This window comes from Mesorhizobium sp. B2-4-2 (assembly GCF_006442845.1).
Classification (GTDB): domain Bacteria; phylum Pseudomonadota; class Alphaproteobacteria; order Rhizobiales; family Rhizobiaceae; genus Mesorhizobium.
This window is the reverse complement of sequence record NZ_VFVM01000009.1, coordinates 66461-82268: the sequence shown is the minus strand read 5'-3', so window position 1 is coordinate 82268 and position 15808 is coordinate 66461. Positions and strand designations below refer to the sequence as shown.

The following is a 15808-nucleotide window of genomic DNA, read 5'->3' as shown; positions in this document are numbered from 1 at the left end:
GAGCTGGAAGCTTAGTTCCATAATCTATCTTATGCGACTTTCGGCAAGGTAGGAATGTCGCTCCTGCTTGTGCGCAGCCAATCTCCCCACCTCAACTCTCCTGACACGGTTTTTGGTGCCCGTTCTGCTAAACTGGTGAATTGGAATGAACGCTTTGCAGATCACGGGCCACATGGCAGCCGCTTCGTCGCCGCCCGCGAGGGCATCGAAGCTGCAGCAATGGCTGTCGTCGGCTACCTGCGTAGCCGCTCTCTGTGTTCGTCAAGAATGCGCTCAATGGTCCGGACTCGGTCCTGCCGACGGTTGAGACCTCTGCGTGCTTTGCCGCGAGCGTGCCGCTCATAGATTTCCCGGCTCGCCTGGAGCTGCTCGATATACACCTTATCGGGCTTCCCATTCTCAAGGCGGTCGAACACCCAGCAGAACGGCGCCGGGAGCTGGCCTTCGCGATAGCGCGGGCTTGCCGAGGCCTGATCTTCGTCGAGGATTTCCTGCAGCACGACCTGATCCCAGACTTCCGGGTTTTCATCGCTGCGCTTCTTCCACAAGGCGAGGATCTCGCGAGCAGCCGGCGTATCGTTGATGAGGATGGTTCCAGCCATCAGCCGGCCACTTTCGCGATAGACCGCGATGTCGCAATCAAAACCGGCGAGCTCCGGCCAGGGATCATGATGGAAGACCGTGTCGACGTCCACATACAGCAGCGGTCCCTGAAGCCTCCTACGCATATTGACAAGGAATGTCGGCTTCAGGCTCGCGTTGCGCACCCAGGATCCAGCGTCGGCGAATGGCCGGGCTTGGACAGAAAGGCCAAGACGCCACGCTGACGCGGTCATGCGAGCGGCTTCTGTCTCATAGAAGGAGTTGATCGTAAAGAACGCCACGATTTCACCGGCCTTGTCCGGGTTGCCGGACGGCTGTGGGTTTATCGGGAAGGGAGCGAGCATTTCCCGGTGCCTGTGTTTGGTGGCCCGGAACAAATCAAGAATGTGGGTGAGCAACGCGAAGCCTTATTAGGATATGAATATTTAGACGCCAAGCATATAGCAATAAGTCCGAATAGCCTCGCAATGCGATAAAGTCATCGGTAGCGGCGCAGAAAACATTGGGCCACAACCATTTTGTTGACGAGGGGCGCCAGCTGGGCCGAGGCCGCGGTCTGGAACTCCTGTCCTTGCGCTCAACCAGATCATTTCGCCGGCCATGATGCAGCCGTAAGGATCCACCTGGTCGATGACCTCGGCGAGTTCGTGCTTTGGATCTGGCGACGCGCTGCTGGTTTGCCCCCGGCTTCTCGAGGCAACCTCCCTACCCCAGAACTTTCAATGAGCTCCGCTCGCTCTGGTTGCAGCATTCGGCCTACCGTTGCCAGAAGGGCTTTGCCAGCTCTGCCTCGACCTGTCGTCTCGTCAATCCGATGTCGTCGATCAGATGGGGATTGTCCTTCGACATTCGCTCAAGCTCCCAGCGAAAGCGTATCCGCTCGCGCCAGGTCCGATCGTGCCAGGCCGCGACAATGCTTCGCAGGGTCGCCAAGTACCGACGCGACGCTTCCGCCAGCACTACAGGCATTCTCGGCCGCACGGTCGGACACCGCGTCCATGCAAGAGTATCGTTCATGGCAACCTCCTATGGTTTGAGGGTGGGTCCTCGACTTGGGACCTCGACCTGAAAGAGGTTGAATTGTGCCGGATGCGAACAGTGCCGTAATTAAGCTCTCCCAAATAGTTCTCAAAATTTCCAAACGGGCTATAGATGCGCCTTATGCAGGGATCGCGCTTTGCCTTCGGTCCGTTCGTGCTTGATCCGGATGCGGGAACGCTGCTTCGGAACGATGATCCTGTTGCCGTCGGCTACCGCGGGCTGAAGCTGTTGGCGGCGCTCGTCGGGCGGCCTGGCGAAATCCTCGACAAGGCCAAGCTGATGGATGCGGCGTGGCCGGGTACGGCCGTCGAGGAAGGCAATCTCACCGTCCAGATCGCGCAGCTGCGCAAGCTGCTTGGTCCGTCCGCCGACGGCGGTGAATGGATCACCACTGTTCCGCGCGTCGGCTACCGCTTCACGGGGATCGTCGAACCCCTCGATGGCGCGAACCGAAAAGCTTTGCCGCTGCCCGACAAACCGTCGATAGCCGTGCTCCCCTTCGTCAATCTCAGCAACGACCCCGAACAGGAGCCCTTCGCCGACGGATTGACCGAAGACCTGATCACCGACCTGTCCAGGGCCTCGGGTCTGTTCGTCATCGCGCGCAATTCGACCTTCGCCTACAAGGGAAAGGCGGCGGACGTGCGCGAGATCGCCCGGGAGCTTGGCGTGCGCTACCTCCTGGAGGGCAGCGCAAGACGTGCCGCGGGGCGCGTGCGCATCAACGCCCAGCTGGTCGACGCGGCGAGCGGCGATCACCTGTGGGCGGAACGCTTCGATCGCGGCCTGGACGATATCTTTGCCGTTCAGGACGAGGTGACGGCCAAGATCGTGGAGGCGCTGCTTGGCCGGCTGCGCGCGCCGCCGCCGCGCAATCGGCCCAAGACTCTCGAGGCCTACGATCTGTGCGTGCGGGCGCGCAAGCTGATCGACGATTCGCCGCAGACCGCGCGGGAGGCGCATCTGATGCTGACGCGCGCGGTCGCGCTCGATCCGGACTATGCCGAGGCCTATCGCTGGCTTGCCATGAACCACTGGATGGGATGGGTGCATTGGGGCGAACCGGTGGAACCGAACCGCCGTATTGCCCTGGAGCTGGCGCGCAAGGCGGTGGCAATCGATCCCAACGACGCCGGCTGCCGCTGGGTGCTCGGCAACCTGCTTGCCTATGAGCGCGACTTCGCCGAAGCGGATGCCGAGTTCGCCAGGGCGTTCGAGCTCGACCCCAACGAGGCCGATGCCTGGGCGACACTGTCTGACATCTCCGTGCTGGCCGGGCGGGTCGAGGAAGGACTCGAACAGATCCGCAAGGCGTTCCGGCTCAACCCGTTTCCGGCAAGCTGGTACTATCTGACGCTCGGCGCGGCGCAATATGCGGCGCGCGACTACAAAGCCGCCGTCAAGACACTGCGCCGGGACGAGACTTACCGCACCAGCTCACGCCGCTTCCTGGCGGCCAGCCTCGCGCAGCTCGGCCGGCTCGACGAGGCGCGCGCGGAAGTCGAACTGTTCCTCGTCGGCAATCCGCATTTCACCACCAGCCATTGGGTCTGGACGGAGCCCTTCCACGATCCGGCGATGCTCGACCATTTCGTCGATGGCTTCCGCAAGGCCGGCCTTCCGGATTGAAGCGCCGCCGGTCCCTTGGTCATGGCGCCTTCCCGCCGTTCGTGCCGCCTACTCTTCGAACCGACCCGTGGCGTCACGATCGCGCTCATATCGTCTCGTGAGCGGAAACGGCGGCAACCAGGTTTCGCGACGGACGATCCAGCTTTCGTACGTTGGCGTCAGTTGGTCCGGGGCATCCAGGGATCCCAGGTTCACTTCGATTTCGTCGGCGGTGCGACCAAAAATGGTCGAGCCGCAACGGGGACAGAAGAACCGCCCGGCGTAGTCACGGGTTTCGCCATCGATCGTCACCGCATCCTGAGGGAAAATCGCGGAAGCATGAAAAAGCGCCCCGTGATGCTTGCGGCAGTCGAGACAGTGACAAAGGCCCACCCGGTATGGGCGTCCAGTCGCCACAATTCGGACGTTGCCGCACAGGCAACCGCCGGTGAATCGGTCCATGCTGCATTCCTCCAAATCAAGCGAGCTGGATGTTTACGAACAACTCCACCATCCATGAACGCGACGCCAGCCTTTCAGCTAATGCGTCTGCGGTTGAAGTTCGATCCGATAGCCGAGCACGCGCCTTCCGGCCGGCTCGATCAGCATCACTGCTGGCTTGTCGGCGAATTCGCCATCGAAATCCACCGGGCTGGCGAGGCCGTGCCAGGGTTCGATGCAGAGGAATGGCGCGCCGCCCGGCTTTGACCAGACGCCCAATTCCCGGAATCCGTTCCAATGCATCTCGATCGCCGGACCACGATCGGCACCGTAACGCACAGCGGTGCTGGAAGGCTGGTCCAGGATCAAGGCATCCTCGTCAAACAGCCGATCCGACAAAGCGAGAATGTTGCCCTCGATGGGCGTCGGCTGCCTTGCCGCCAGCAGTAACCCGTCCTTGAGACGGCGGATCGGCGCATGCTCGGGCTTTGCAAAGGTCAGGCGGTAGGCCTCCTTGGGCAGGTCCGGCAGCAGCGGCCAGTTGAATGCCGGGTGCGCCCCGATCGACGCCGGTAGCGGCTCGTCGCCGGTGTTGGTGATCTCGAACGTGACGCCAAGCTGCCGGCCGTCGAGAGTGTAGGTTACCGCCAGACGGAAGGCGAAGGGGTAGTGCGTTCGGGTCTCCGCGTCGTCGGTGAGCACCAGCATGCAGGACCGAGAACCCCTCTCCGCCCAGGCAAACGACTTATCGCGGGCGAAGCCGTGCTGCGTCATCGGATAGGTCTGGCCGCGATGGCGCAGTTGGTCGCCCTTCAGCCGGCCGACGATCGGAAACAACACCGGGGAATGACGGCGCCAGGCCGGTCCGGCCTGCCACACAAGCTCCAGCCCATCCGCATCCCGCAGCGAGACCAGTTCGGCCCCCTGCCCGACTATAACGGCCGAGATGTCGTCGCCATGAAGTGTCTGGCTGTCCTGTGCCATATGTTCTCGCGGTTTGTCTTTGCTTGGCCGGCAGGCTAGCAAATGGCCAGGCGTGAACTCAAGGCGGCGGTTTGCATTGCGTTTCACACAGTCACGATGAACGTGCGATGGCACAAGCGGGCAAGGCGCCGTCTCAAATGAAGAGTGGCCGGAGATTTCCCTCCGGCCACGGCAAGATGCAGGGTGTTGCCTGCTACAGTTCGGACTATTCCCGCTCGCCGGTGAAGTTCAGCAACAGCTGGAAGATGTTGACGAAGTTGAGGTAGAGCGAGAAGGCGCCGAAAACGGCCAGCTTCTGCCGCGACTCCGCGTCGAAGTTCTCCGCATACTGTTCCTTGATCGACTGCGTGTCCCAGGCGGTCAGGCCGATGAACACGGCGATGCCGATCACCGAGATGGCGAACTGCAAAGCGGTCGAGCCGAGAAAGATGTTGACGATGCTGGCAATCACCACGCCGATCAGGCCCATGATCAGAAAGGACGAGAACTGGGTCAGGTCACGCCGGGTCGTGTAGCCGTAGAGGCTGGTGGCGCCGAACATGGTGGCGGCGATGAAGAAGGTGCGCGCGATGCTGGTTCCGGTGAAAACCAGGAAGACGGAGGCCAACGACAGACCCATGACCGCACAGAAGGCCCAGAACATCGCCTGCGCGCTTGCCGCCGACATCGTCTGCATCTTGAACGAGAACAGCAGGACGAAGGCGAGCGGCGCCAGCATCACCACCCATTTCAGCGGGCTGGAAAAGATTGGCACGTAGAGCGCGGGCGTCGACGACACCATGAACGCGACGAGGCCGGTGACCACGAGGCCGAGGCCCATATAGTTGTAGACGCGCAGCATGTGCTGGCGCAGGCCCTCGTCGTAGAGGGCGCCGCTTTGGGCGCCGGCGCCGACGCGGTATCCCAGATTGGGCGTGTTCATTTGCATTCTCCTTTGTGAACGGATCAGTAAAGCGTTCTGGCAAGCGTCTCGGCGGCGCGGTCGAGGTCCCGCACCTCGCCCTGCGCGACCACCGCATAAGCGACCTCGCCGATCTGGAAATAGGCCGAGGAAATGTCGCCCGAGGGCGCGACGGTCGGCTTGACCACGTCGAAGGTTCCCGGCCGTATCGCGAACAGCGACACCAGGCCCATCTCCTTGGTCTCGACCGCCATCTCGACGCTGGGGCCGAAGCGCGATGGATAGACCTGCACGTCGCGGACCTTCCAGTCCTTGGGCAAGGACGGCATGACGATGGCCGTCGCCGCGCGGATTTCGCCGGCATTGTAGTTTGGCGCCTCGGCCTGCGAAGACATGCTTTCGCGCACAAGGGTCGTCCTGTGCGCGCGCACCGCCTCGTCGACATAGGCGGGCGGCTGCGGCGAGGCGACGACCCTGGTCACCGACATCGGCCCGACGATGCCGTTAGCCAGCCAGCCGGCAGCGACGAAAGCGGCCACCGCCGCGGCACGTTGCAAGACGCCGAAGATGCGGCCCCGGGCAAGTCCCCTCTCCAGGCGCCGCGCGGCATCGGTCGTCACCGGCCTCGCCATGCCTGATCCGGCCAGCGCCACGCGCAGTTCGTCCCGCATCCTGAGATCAGACATCACACGCGCGGCCTCTTCCGGCCGGGCGGAGAGGAAGGCCTCGACTTCGATACGGCGCGAGACGTCGAGCTGATCGTCGACATAGGCGTCGAGATCAGCGTCCGTCACGGGGTCGATAGTTCCTGTCATGACGGGCCTCCAACGATCCTGAGGTGATTTTTCGCCTTCGTCGGAGCCCCCTCCTCCATCTTCCGAAGCGCGGCGCGCGCCCTACCGATGCGCGACATCAGTGTTCCGAGTGGCACGCCGCTGGCATCGGCCGCCTGGCTGTAGGAAAGGCCCTCAATGGCGACGAGATGCAGGGCCGAGCGCTGTTCTTCGGGCAGGCTGAAAAAAGCATCGCGCACCTGGCCCAGGCGCACCGAATGCTCCTGCGGCGCCGGCGCGCTGCCATCCGCAAGGTATCCAGCCTGTTCGATGCGCGCTGCTTCAGAGCGTCGCGAGCGCATGCGGTCGACGAACGTGTTGTGGACGATGGACAGCAGCCAGGCGCGCAAATTTCCGCCCGAGCGGAAGGTGCCGCGCCGCTCATAGGCGCGCACAAGAGCGTCATGCACGAGATCCTCGGCATCGGCACCGTCGCGCGTCAGCGAGCGCGCGTAACGCCTGAGCGAACCGAGTTGTCCGACGATATCGAAGCGTGGCATCGACCGTTTCATGCCCTGTTTACGGAACATGTGGGGTTTTTAATCCCGGCCCTGCAGATTTTTTCGCGAAACGCCGCAGATATGCAGCCGCGGAGGTAGCTCGCAGCGATGCCAGGCCATGCGATTCAGGCTGGCGCGAGTTAAAACCGCTGGTGCAAGGGGTTCGATTTGCGTATCACTCCGCCGCGCCAACGGAACCATGCAGATGTTTGAAAACCTTCAGCCGGCTGCCGCCGACAAGATCCTTGCCCTAATCGGCCTCTATCGTGCCGATCCTCGACCCGACAAGGTCGACCTCGGTGTCGGCGTCTACAAGGATCGCGACGGCAAGACGCCGGTCATGCGGGCCGTGCGCGAGGCGGAGAAGCGGCTGCTGCAGGGTCAGGACACCAAGACTTATCTCGGCCTCGCCGGCGACACCGGGTTCAATACCGTGATGGCCAGGCTCGCCTTCGGTGCGGACGCAGACATGACGCGGATCCGTGCTGCGCAGGCGCCGGGCGGCTCCGGCGCGCTGCGGCTGGTAGCCGAGCTTTTGAAGCGAACCCGCGCCGATGCGACGGTCTGGTTATCCGATCCCACCTGGCCGAACCACATGCCAGTGATGCGCGCCGCCGGACTGCAAATCCGTGAATATCCCTATTTCGACGCGACATCGGGCGCCGTTCGCTTCGACGACATGCTGGCAGCACTGCGCACTGCGAAGGCCGGCGACGTGGTGCTGCTGCATGGCTGCTGCCACAACCCGACCGGCGCCAATCTGGACGTCGCGCAGTGGGCCGCTGTCACCGATCTCGTCGTCGAGCGCGGCCTGCTGCCGTTTCTCGACATTGCCTATCAGGGCTTTGGCGATGGCCTCGAGGCCGATGCCGCCGGACTGCGGCTGCTGGCCGAAAAAGTTCCGGAAATGGTCGTCGCGTCCAGCTGCTCGAAGAACTTCGCCGTCTACCGCGACCGTGTCGGCGCGGCGATGATCCTGGCCAGGGACAGCGCGCAGGCCGACGTGGCGCTGGGCCAGATGCTGTCGGCGGCTCGTGCCATGTATTCGATGCCGCCGGACCACGGCGCGGCGGCAGTGCGCATCGTGCTCGAGGACGCGGTCTTGCGCGCGGACTGGGAAGCCGAGCTCGAGGAGATGCGCCTGCGCATGCTCAGGCTTCGGGTGCAATTCGCCGAGGCGCTGCGCCGGCAGTCCAATTCCGACCGCTTCGATTTCGTCGCCAGCCATCGCGGCATGTTTTCCCGGCTTGGGCTCACGGAAGCGCAGGTCGAACGGCTGCGTGCGGAATATGGCGTCTACATGGTCGGCGACAGCCGCATCAATGTCGCCGGCCTGCCGGAAGACGGCATGGACAAGCTCGCCAAGGCGATCGTTTCCGTGCTCGACTGACTGGACTTGTCCGGCGCAGCTGTGGACAAGCCCGCTTCGCCCGCCGACAGCATTGGCCGCGCGGCGGACCGCGCGATAGCATCCGCCGCATGAAGCCATCGAAAGACATTTCGCGCCTGATCGAGATCATGGCGGCGCTGCGTGCGCCAAAGACCGGCTGTCCCTGGGATATCGAACAGGATTTCTCGACCATCGCGCCTTACACGATCGAGGAGGCCTATGAGGTGGCCGACGCCATCGCGCGCGGCGATCTCGACGATCTGCGCGACGAACTCGGCGATCTCCTTTTGCAGGTCGTATACCACGCGCAGATGGCTGAGGAAGCCGGCGAGTTCGCTTTCGGAGACGTGGTCCAGGCCATCACCACGAAGATGATCCGCCGCCATCCACACGTCTTCGGCGACGAACAGGCCCGCAGTGCCGGCATGGCCAAAGGCATGTGGGAGAAGATCAAGGCACAAGAGAAGGCCGAGAAGCGTAGCGCCCGTCTCGCGCGCGGTCTCGATCCGGAAGACAATGGCAAGGGGTTTCTGGACAGCGTGCCGGTCGCCCTGCCCGCACTGACGCGGGCATTGAAGCTTCAGGAGAAGGCCGCCCGCGTCGGTTTCGACTGGAGCGAGGCAGCGCCCATCCTCGACAAGATCGAGGAAGAGATCGGCGAATTGCGCGAGGCGCTGGCCAAAGGCCAAACCGCGGAGATCAAGGATGAATTCGGCGATATGCTGTTTGCCGTCGTGAATCTCGGCCGTCACCTGAAGCTCGATTCGGAAGCAGCGCTCAGCGGCACCAACGAGAAATTCCGTTCGCGCTTCCACTATGTCGAGCAGGCCCTGGAGAATTCCGGCAGCTCGCTAGAAAAGGCTGATCTGGACGAAATGGAAGCGCTCTGGCAGGAAGCGAAGAGCGCGAAATAACTGGCGTTAGCCGTTATTCTTGCGACGCAATCTGCTTTCGATCTCTTCGCGGGCACTTTGCGTGGCCTTGAGGGAGATGGTGGCGCTGCCGTCGTCATTGTCGGTTCGCGAAACGACATCGCCATTGCGGTAAAGCCAGTCGACAAGGCCGAACTGCGCCGGCCCGATCGTCACCGTCAGATCTTCAAGCTCGCCGGACATGCGTGTCTCGATGATCGCGTTCAGCGCGTCGATGCCTTCGCCCGTGACAGCCGATATGGCGACGGGAGGCGCCTTGGCATCCGTACTCTCGGCAAGCAGCCGTGCGCGATTGCCTTCATCGAGCAGGTCGACCTTGTTCCAGACCTCGATGACCCGCTTGGTATCGCCGGCGTCGACGCCGAGATCGGCCAGGATGCGCTCGACGTCCTCGGCCTGGGCGGATGTGTCAGGATCGGAGATGTCGCGCAAATGGATGATGAGATCCGCCTCGACCACCTCTTCAAGCGTGGCGCGGAAAGCCGCGATGAGATGCGTCGGCAGGTCCGAGATGAAGCCGACCGTGTCCGAGAGGATGATCGGCGTGCCGTGCGGCAGCCGCACGCGGCGCAGCGTCGGATCGAGCGTGGCGAACAGCATGTCCTGCGCCAGCACCCCTGCCCCGGTCAGCTTGTTGAACAGCGTCGATTTTCCGGCATTGGTGTAGCCGACGATGGCCACCACCGGAAACGGCACCTTCTTGCGCTTGGCACGATGCAGGTCGCGGGTGCGGCGCACCGTCTCCAACTCGTGCTTCAGCTTGACGATCTTGTCCTGCAGGACGCGCCGGTCCGATTCGATCTGGGTTTCGCCGGGGCCGCCGAGGAAGCCGGCGCCGCCGCGCTGGCGCTCGAGGTGGGTCCAGCTGCGCACCAGCCGGCCCTTCTGGTAGTTGAGATGGGCAAGCTCGACCTGCAGCGTGCCTTCCTTGGTGCGGGCGCGCTCGCCGAAGATCTCGAGGATCAGCCCGGTGCGGTCCAGCACCTTGGCGTTGAATTCCTTCTCGAGGTTGCGCTGCTGCACCGGCGTCAGCGGATGATCGACGATGACCACCTCCGCATGCCCTTCCTTGACGATCTCCGCCAACTCCTCGACCTTGCCGCTGCCGAGCAAGGTCGCCGGACGTGGATCGTTGACGGTAACCACGGCCGTGTGGATCAGATCGAGATCGATGGCGCGGGCAAGACCGACCGCCTCGTCGTGACGGGCCTCGGCTGAGCGCGTCAGCCGCGGACGGTTGGTGTCGTCCTCGCCGCGCGGCTGGCGGGTAAGCACCGGCACGATGACAACTGCCCGGGTCGGACCCTCGGCCTCCGTCCCCGGCTGATGTGCTGATTTTCCGCGAACGCTGCGGTCCGGGTCCTTCTCACGTGCCAATCAGGCGCCCTGGCTTTCCTCGCCATCGAACATCTGAACCGGCTGGCTCGGCATGATCGTGGAAATGGCGTGCTTGTAGACGAGCTGGGAGTGGCCGTCGCGGCGCAGCAGGACGCAGAAATTGTCGAATGAAGTGACGACGCCGGTCAGCTTCACGCCGTTGATGAGAAAGATGGTGAGCGGGTTCTTGCTCTTGCGAACAGAGTTCAGGAACAGGTCCTGAAGGTTTTGCGATCGTTCCGCCATTGTTCTTGTCTTTCGCCGATCCCCTTCGGTTTGCAGGCCAATGCGCCAAATTAACCAGCACATGTCAAGCGCGCAAACACCGTCTTGTCGTCAGTAACGACAAGCAGAACGAGATATATTGATGTTCATTCCACCTGTGCGGTTATCAGGCTGGACTTTTTTCCGCAATGTCAAAAAAGGCTTGCCGCAACGAAAGTGTTATCGAGCCGGGGTGGCCGTTGGCGATCGGGTCGCCGTCTATGGCCACGACCGGCATGGCGATCGTGGTCGCGGAACTGATGAAAGCCTCCCTCGCCGCCTTGGCCTCGGCGACGGAAAAACCGCGTTCCTCGATCTTGAGTCCGAGCTTGGCCGCCACTTCAAACATGGTGGTGCGGGTTATGCCGCGCAGAATACCGTGCTCGGCGGGCCTGGTGACCAGAACGCCGTCCCTGGTGACGATCCAGGCATTCGACGACCCGCCTTCCTTGACGTTGCCGTCCGTATCCACGAACCAGGCTTCCTGCGCGCCAGCTTCCTTGGCCTTCTGCTTGGCTAACACATTGGCTAGCAGGCCGGTGCTCTTGATGTCGACGCGATCCCAGCGATTCTCGGGCACGGTGATGACGGCGATACCGGTCTCGGCCCGCTTGGCTCCAGCAGCGGGATCCAGCTTCCTGGCGGTGATCACCAGCGACGGCCTGGTATCAGCCGAGGGGAAGGCGAAGTCGCGGCTGGCGACGCCGCGTGTGACCTGGACGTAAACCAGGCCGTTGACGACATGGTTGCGATTGACCACTTCGCGCATGATGAGCGGCAGGACGCCTGGGGTGACCGGCCAGCCGATCGACAGCTCGCTCAGCGAACGGTTCAGCCGGGCGAGGTGACGCGGCATGTCCACGATGAAGCCGCGCGCCACTTCGCAGACCTCGTAAACGCCGTCGGCGAACTGGTAGCCACGGTCTTCGATATGCACAGCGGCATCGGCATGAGCGGTGTAGCGCCCGTTCACATAGGCAATACGCGGCATTTGTCACCTCGGGGGATCTGCTTCGGCTTGTTTAGGCGATTCCGCCTCAACAGTGATGGATAATCGCGTGGGCCACTGAAGCAACTCCAGAAAGCGTGTAACGATTTTCCGGCCGGAACTGCTTGAGCAAGGTATCGAACCGGGCCGGCAATGCATCAAACGTCGAACCGCTCAAGATATCAGGTCAGACGCCGAGCGACTTCAGCTTGCGGTGCAGCGCGGAACGCTCCATGCCGATGAACTCGGCCGTTTTCGAGATGTTGCCGCCGAACCGGTTGATCTGGGCGATCAGATAGTCCTTCTCGAATTGTTCGCGCGCCTCGCGCAGCGGCAGCGCCATGATGTGCTGGTCCGACTGGTTCGGCGTGCGGGGCATGACATCGCCGATTTCGGACGGCAACAGGTCGGCGGTGATCGGCGCATCGACATTGTCGCCGCGCGCCAGGATCATCAGCCGTTCGACATTGTTGCGCAATTGGCGAACATTGCCTGGCCAATTGTGCGCCTGCAGCACCGCCATGGCGTCATCGCCGATACGGCGCGGCTTGATGCCGGCCTGACGGGCGATCTGCTTCATGAAATTGTCAACGAGATAAGGAATGTCCTCGCGCCGCTCGGCAAGTCCCGGCACCGTGACCGGTACCACCGCAAGGCGATGGTAAAGATCCTCGCGGAAACGGCCATCGGCGATCATCGCCTCCAGATTCTGCGACGTCGAGGAGATGATGCGGACATCGACCTTGACCCGTTTGGTGCCGCCGACGCGCTCGAACTGCTGTTCGACCAGCACACGCAGGATCTTGTTCTGCGTCTCGCGCGGCATGTCGGCCACCTCATCGATGTAGAGGATGCCGCGATGGGCTTCCTCCAGGGCGCCGACCTTGCGCTCGACGCCGTTCGATTCGGTGCCGAACAGTTCGATCTCCATGCGTTCGGGCGTGATGTTGGCGGCGCTCAGCGTCACGAAAGGCGCGCTCTTGCGTGCCGACAGCGTGTGGATGGCGCGCGCGGCCAGCTCCTTGCCAGATCCGGAGGGCCCAATGATCATGACGCGGCTGTTGGTCGGCGCGACGCGCTCGATGGTCTGGCGCAACTGGCTCATCGCCGACGACATGCCGATCAGGTCGAAGGTCTCGCCGCTGCGCAGCTTGAGATCGGAAACCTCGCGCCTCAGCTTGGAGGTTTCCAGCGCACGCTCGGCAATCAGAATCAGCCTGTCCGCCTTGAAGGGCTTCTCGATGAAGTCATAGGCGCCGCGTCTGATGGCGGAGACCGCGGTCTCGATGTTGCCATGGCCCGAAATCATCACCACCGGCAGGTTGGGGTGCATGGTCTTGATCTCGTCCAGCAAAGCCAGGCCGTCCAGGCGCGAACCCTGCAACCAGATGTCGAGGAAAATCAGCCGCGGCGCTCGGTCGGCGATGGCCGCCAGCGCGGTGTCGGCATCGGATGCCGTGCGGGTTTCGTGACCTTCGTCGCTCAGTATGCCTGCGACGAGTTCACGGATGTCTTCCTCGTCATCGACGATCAGAATATCAGACGCCATTACCGACCTTTTCAGTTTCTCTTTCGTGTTCCGTCCTGCTTTCGCCGCGCGCTGGCGCCACGGCCGCAGGTGGCAGGATGATGCTGATCATCGCGCCGCGCCCGCCATGGAAATCCGCAGGCGCATCGTGGAGCTCCAGCCTGCCGCCATGGTCCTCCACGATCTTCTTGACGATGGCGAGACCAAGGCCCGTGCCCTTCTCACGCGTGGTCATGTAGGGCTCCAGCAGCCGCTGACGATTCTCCCGCGGCAGGCCTTTGCCATTGTCGATGACGTCGATGCGAATCGCGCCATTCTGACGTCCGGCTTGAATCCGGATTATGCCGTGCGAACCGTCCTTCTGTTCCAGCCCGTCGATCGCTTCGGCAGCGTTCTTGATCACGTTGCCGAAAGCCTGCGCCAACAGGCGGCTGTCGAAAGTACCCTTGAGCGGTTCGTTGCCGAATATGCGCTCGAACGTGATATCGGAACGGCTCACCTCGACCAGGAAGGAGGCCTCGCGCAGGGATTCACGCAGGTCTATGGACTTCATCTCGGGCTTCGGCATGCGCGCGAAAGCGGAGAATTCGTCGACCATGCGACCGATATCCTCGACCTGCCGGATGATCGTGTCGGTGCACTGGTCGAACACCTCGCGGTCCTCGGTGATGACCTTGCCGTAGCGGCGCTTGATGCGCTCGGCTGAAAGCTGGATCGGCGTCAGCGGGTTCTTGATCTCATGGGCGATGCGGCGCGCCACGTCGGCCCAGGCAGAGGAGCGCTGCGCCTGGACCAGATCGGTGATGTCGTCAACCGTCACGACGTAGGATTTCTCCTCAGTGCCGTTATCGCCGGCCTCGATGGTGATCTGCACGTTGAAAGTCCGCTCCGTGCCGGCGCGGAAAAACGTCACCTGCTCGCGATAGACGGGCTTGCCCGACTGGCGGCCGATCTCGAAGACGCGGCCGACATGCGGCAGAATGGCGGAAAGGTTCTGCCCGAGTGCCGCACTGGCCGAAATGGCCAGCATGGACTCGGCCGAGCGGTTCACGATAGTAACGATGCCATAGGGATCGACGCCGATGACGCCGGCGGTGACACCGGCCAGCACCGCTTCCGAAAATCGCCGCCGCTCGTCGATCAGATCCTTGGCGGACAGGATCTCGTTGCGCTGCGATTTCAATTCCTGCAGCATCTTGTTGAAAGTGTTGCCGAGCGAGGCAACGTCGCCGTCGGACGGGCGCACCGGCACGGCGACGTCGAGATTGCCGGTCGCGACCTCGTCGGCAGCGCCGATGAGCTGACGAATCGGCCGCACCAGCCGGTCGGCCACGGCAATGCCGGTCCAGATTGCCGACAGGATGATAATCAAAGTCAACGACAGATAAGGCAACGCGAAAGCCACTTGCGAAGTGCGCCTGTTGTCTTCGAGATTGCGATATTCGTCGGTGTTCGATCTGACGATCTGGCGCGCCTTTATCACCTCGGGATCGACCAGCCGGATCGTGTAGAGGTAGAGCCCCTCGATCTCACGCAGCTTGACGATGGCGCCCATGATGTTGCGCGTGCGCGGCTCGATCAGAACCGGCTTGCCGTCGGTGGCGCTGGCGACCGCTCCCTCCGGCGGTTCCGGCATGGCGAAGTCGGCATCGGTCTTGGCGCTCATCACGAAGGAGCCGTCGGGCTTGATCAGCGCGGCATGCGCCAGCGAGCGGCCCACCGCCTCCTTGCTCATCAGATCGAGGAAGCCAGTTCGGTCGAGGCCGTAAAGCGTGCGCGACGCGTCGAGGTCATAGGCCATCGACAGCGTCGTGCCCTGCAGGTTGCGCGCGTTTTCCTGCACATAGGCATCGGCGATGGAAAGCGACGAATTGACGATCGTCTTGGTGCGAATCTCAAACCAGCGGTCGAGACCGATATCGAGCGTGATCGACGCAATGATCGCCACCATGATGGCGGGGATGGCGGCGACGAGCGCGAACATGGCCACGATGCGCACATGCAGCCGCGAGGCTGCCTTGCCATGCCGGCGCGCCATGACGATGCGATGCACCTCCCGGCCGATCAGTGCGATCAGCAACAGGACGAAGATGGCGTTGAGCGCGATCAACGCCCAGGTTGTCCTGGCGTCGGGCGCAATCGGCGTCGCGCCGACCAGGATCGCGAACGAAATGGCCGCCATGACCAGCGCACCGACGACCGCCACCACGCCGGGCAGCGCCAGCAGCCGGCGCCCGTCACGCGTGCCGGGGTCGTTGAAAAGCGGTTCGTTCGGTGTCGGAGCCTGCGAAGCCATGTCGCCGTCTAGAGCCAGTGATTGCGTCGGATCTATGCAACGCATTGTGGCGATTATGCAACAAGTGTGGCCTGGACGGAAATCTTTCGCGGACAGTCCCCCGGAAAAAGCGCTTCGGCTCT

The 15808-nt window shown here is 62.9% G+C and carries 15 protein-coding genes; 3 read left to right on the top strand and 12 right to left on the bottom strand.

Annotation, left to right across the window (positions count from 1 at the left end; genetic code table 11):
* Positions 1 to 233: 233 nt before the first annotated feature.
* Together FJ942_RS20270 and FJ942_RS20265 are read right to left on the bottom strand one after the other, a co-directional pair.
* A complete protein-coding gene (locus FJ942_RS20270) occupies positions 234 to 1001 on the bottom strand; it encodes a putative nucleotide-diphospho-sugar transferase (RefSeq protein ID WP_210239466.1) in 768 nt (255 codons plus the stop codon).
* A gap of 358 nt (positions 1002 to 1359) precedes the next feature.
* A complete protein-coding gene (locus FJ942_RS20265) occupies positions 1360 to 1620 on the bottom strand; it encodes a DUF1127 domain-containing protein (RefSeq protein WP_181167320.1) in 261 nt (86 codons plus the stop codon).
* A gap of 135 nt (positions 1621 to 1755) precedes the next feature.
* Here FJ942_RS20265 and FJ942_RS20260 point away from each other — a divergent pair, with 135 nt between their 5' ends.
* Positions 1756 to 3273 carry a winged helix-turn-helix domain-containing tetratricopeptide repeat protein gene (locus FJ942_RS20260; protein ID WP_181169986.1) on the top strand — a complete coding sequence of 506 codons (1518 nt, stop codon included), beginning with the start codon at positions 1756 to 1758 and terminating at the stop codon, positions 3271 to 3273.
* A gap of 48 nt (positions 3274 to 3321) precedes the next feature.
* Here the strand turns inward: FJ942_RS20260 and FJ942_RS20255 are convergent, their stop codons facing one another.
* The 5 genes from FJ942_RS20255 to FJ942_RS20235 form a co-directional block, all read right to left on the bottom strand.
* Entirely contained in the window at positions 3322 to 3714 is a 393-nt protein-coding gene (locus FJ942_RS20255; RefSeq protein WP_140498579.1) for a GFA family protein, read from the bottom strand.
* Positions 3715 to 3792: 78 nt separating this feature from the next.
* The gene (locus tag FJ942_RS20250; protein ID WP_140525180.1) at positions 3793 to 4677 is read right to left on the bottom strand and encodes an aldose 1-epimerase family protein; all 885 of its coding nucleotides are present in this window, start codon (positions 4675 to 4677) and stop codon (positions 3793 to 3795) included.
* A 205-nt stretch (positions 4678 to 4882) separates the two neighbouring features.
* Positions 4883 to 5599, bottom strand: coding sequence for a Bax inhibitor-1/YccA family protein (locus FJ942_RS20245; RefSeq protein ID WP_140498577.1), 717 nt, complete (start codon positions 5597 to 5599; stop codon positions 4883 to 4885).
* Positions 5600 to 5622: 23 nt separating this feature from the next.
* The gene (locus FJ942_RS20240; RefSeq protein WP_140498576.1) at positions 5623 to 6393 is read right to left on the bottom strand and encodes an anti-sigma factor; all 771 of its coding nucleotides are present in this window, start codon (positions 6391 to 6393) and stop codon (positions 5623 to 5625) included.
* Entirely contained in the window at positions 6390 to 6911 is a 522-nt protein-coding gene (locus tag FJ942_RS20235; RefSeq protein WP_246671044.1) for a sigma-70 family RNA polymerase sigma factor, read from the bottom strand. Before FJ942_RS20235 ends, FJ942_RS20240 begins: the two co-directional genes overlap by 4 nt.
* A gap of 205 nt (positions 6912 to 7116) precedes the next feature.
* Here FJ942_RS20235 and FJ942_RS20230 point away from each other — a divergent pair, with 205 nt between their 5' ends.
* On the top strand, positions 7117 to 8301 hold the full coding sequence (locus FJ942_RS20230) for an amino acid aminotransferase (protein ID WP_140898762.1): 1185 nt from the start codon (positions 7117 to 7119) through the stop codon (positions 8299 to 8301).
* An 89-nt stretch (positions 8302 to 8390) separates the two neighbouring features.
* A complete protein-coding gene (gene mazG, locus FJ942_RS20225) occupies positions 8391 to 9215 on the top strand; it encodes a nucleoside triphosphate pyrophosphohydrolase (protein WP_140898760.1) in 825 nt (274 codons plus the stop codon).
* Positions 9216 to 9221: 6 nt separating this feature from the next.
* Here mazG and hflX read toward each other — a convergent pair whose 3' ends face one another.
* The 5 genes from hflX to FJ942_RS20200 form a co-directional block, all read right to left on the bottom strand.
* Positions 9222 to 10610, bottom strand: coding sequence for a GTPase HflX (gene hflX / locus FJ942_RS20220; protein ID WP_140498572.1), 1389 nt, complete (start codon positions 10608 to 10610; stop codon positions 9222 to 9224).
* Positions 10611 to 10856, bottom strand: coding sequence for an RNA chaperone Hfq (gene hfq, locus FJ942_RS20215; protein ID WP_006202172.1), 246 nt, complete (start codon positions 10854 to 10856; stop codon positions 10611 to 10613).
* A 145-nt stretch (positions 10857 to 11001) separates the two neighbouring features.
* Positions 11002 to 11865: a D-amino-acid transaminase gene (locus FJ942_RS20210; protein WP_140498570.1), complete on the bottom strand. Its 864-nt coding sequence runs from the start codon at positions 11863 to 11865 to the stop codon at positions 11002 to 11004.
* 184 nt (positions 11866 to 12049) lie between these two features.
* Positions 12050 to 13411 carry a sigma-54 dependent transcriptional regulator gene (locus tag FJ942_RS20205; protein ID WP_140498569.1) on the bottom strand — a complete coding sequence of 454 codons (1362 nt, stop codon included), beginning with the start codon at positions 13409 to 13411 and terminating at the stop codon, positions 12050 to 12052.
* The gene (locus tag FJ942_RS20200; protein WP_181169983.1) at positions 13401 to 15686 is read right to left on the bottom strand and encodes a PAS domain-containing sensor histidine kinase; all 2286 of its coding nucleotides are present in this window, start codon (positions 15684 to 15686) and stop codon (positions 13401 to 13403) included. Before FJ942_RS20200 ends, FJ942_RS20205 begins: the two co-directional genes overlap by 11 nt.
* Positions 15687 to 15808: the final 122 nt, after the last annotated feature.

What these genes read in the sequence shown, in the direction of transcription:
- FJ942_RS20200 (WP_181169983.1), bottom strand. Translation starts at nt 15,686, where the DNA reads ATGGCTTCGCAGGCTCCGACACCGAACGAACCGCTTTTCAACGACCCC.
- FJ942_RS20265 (WP_181167320.1), bottom strand. Translation starts at nt 1,620, where the DNA reads ATGAACGATACTCTTGCATGGACGCGGTGTCCGACCGTGCGGCCGAGA.
- FJ942_RS20245 (WP_140498577.1), bottom strand. Translation starts at nt 5,599, where the DNA reads ATGAACACGCCCAATCTGGGATACCGCGTCGGCGCCGGCGCCCAAAGC.
- FJ942_RS20235 (WP_246671044.1), bottom strand. Translation starts at nt 6,911, where the DNA reads ATGCCACGCTTCGATATCGTCGGACAACTCGGTTCGCTCAGGCGTTAC.
- FJ942_RS20240 (WP_140498576.1), bottom strand. Translation starts at nt 6,393, where the DNA reads ATGACAGGAACTATCGACCCCGTGACGGACGCTGATCTCGACGCCTAT.
- FJ942_RS20230 (WP_140898762.1), top strand. Translation starts at nt 7,117, where the DNA reads ATGTTTGAAAACCTTCAGCCGGCTGCCGCCGACAAGATCCTTGCCCTA.
- FJ942_RS20250 (WP_140525180.1), bottom strand. Translation starts at nt 4,677, where the DNA reads ATGGCACAGGACAGCCAGACACTTCATGGCGACGACATCTCGGCCGTT.
- FJ942_RS20260 (WP_181169986.1), top strand. Translation starts at nt 1,756, where the DNA reads ATGCGCCTTATGCAGGGATCGCGCTTTGCCTTCGGTCCGTTCGTGCTT.
- FJ942_RS20205 (WP_140498569.1), bottom strand. Translation starts at nt 13,411, where the DNA reads ATGGCGTCTGATATTCTGATCGTCGATGACGAGGAAGACATCCGTGAA.
- mazG (WP_140898760.1), top strand. Translation starts at nt 8,391, where the DNA reads ATGAAGCCATCGAAAGACATTTCGCGCCTGATCGAGATCATGGCGGCG.
- hfq (WP_006202172.1), bottom strand. Translation starts at nt 10,856, where the DNA reads ATGGCGGAACGATCGCAAAACCTTCAGGACCTGTTCCTGAACTCTGTT.
- FJ942_RS20210 (WP_140498570.1), bottom strand. Translation starts at nt 11,865, where the DNA reads ATGCCGCGTATTGCCTATGTGAACGGGCGCTACACCGCTCATGCCGAT.
- FJ942_RS20255 (WP_140498579.1), bottom strand. Translation starts at nt 3,714, where the DNA reads ATGGACCGATTCACCGGCGGTTGCCTGTGCGGCAACGTCCGAATTGTG.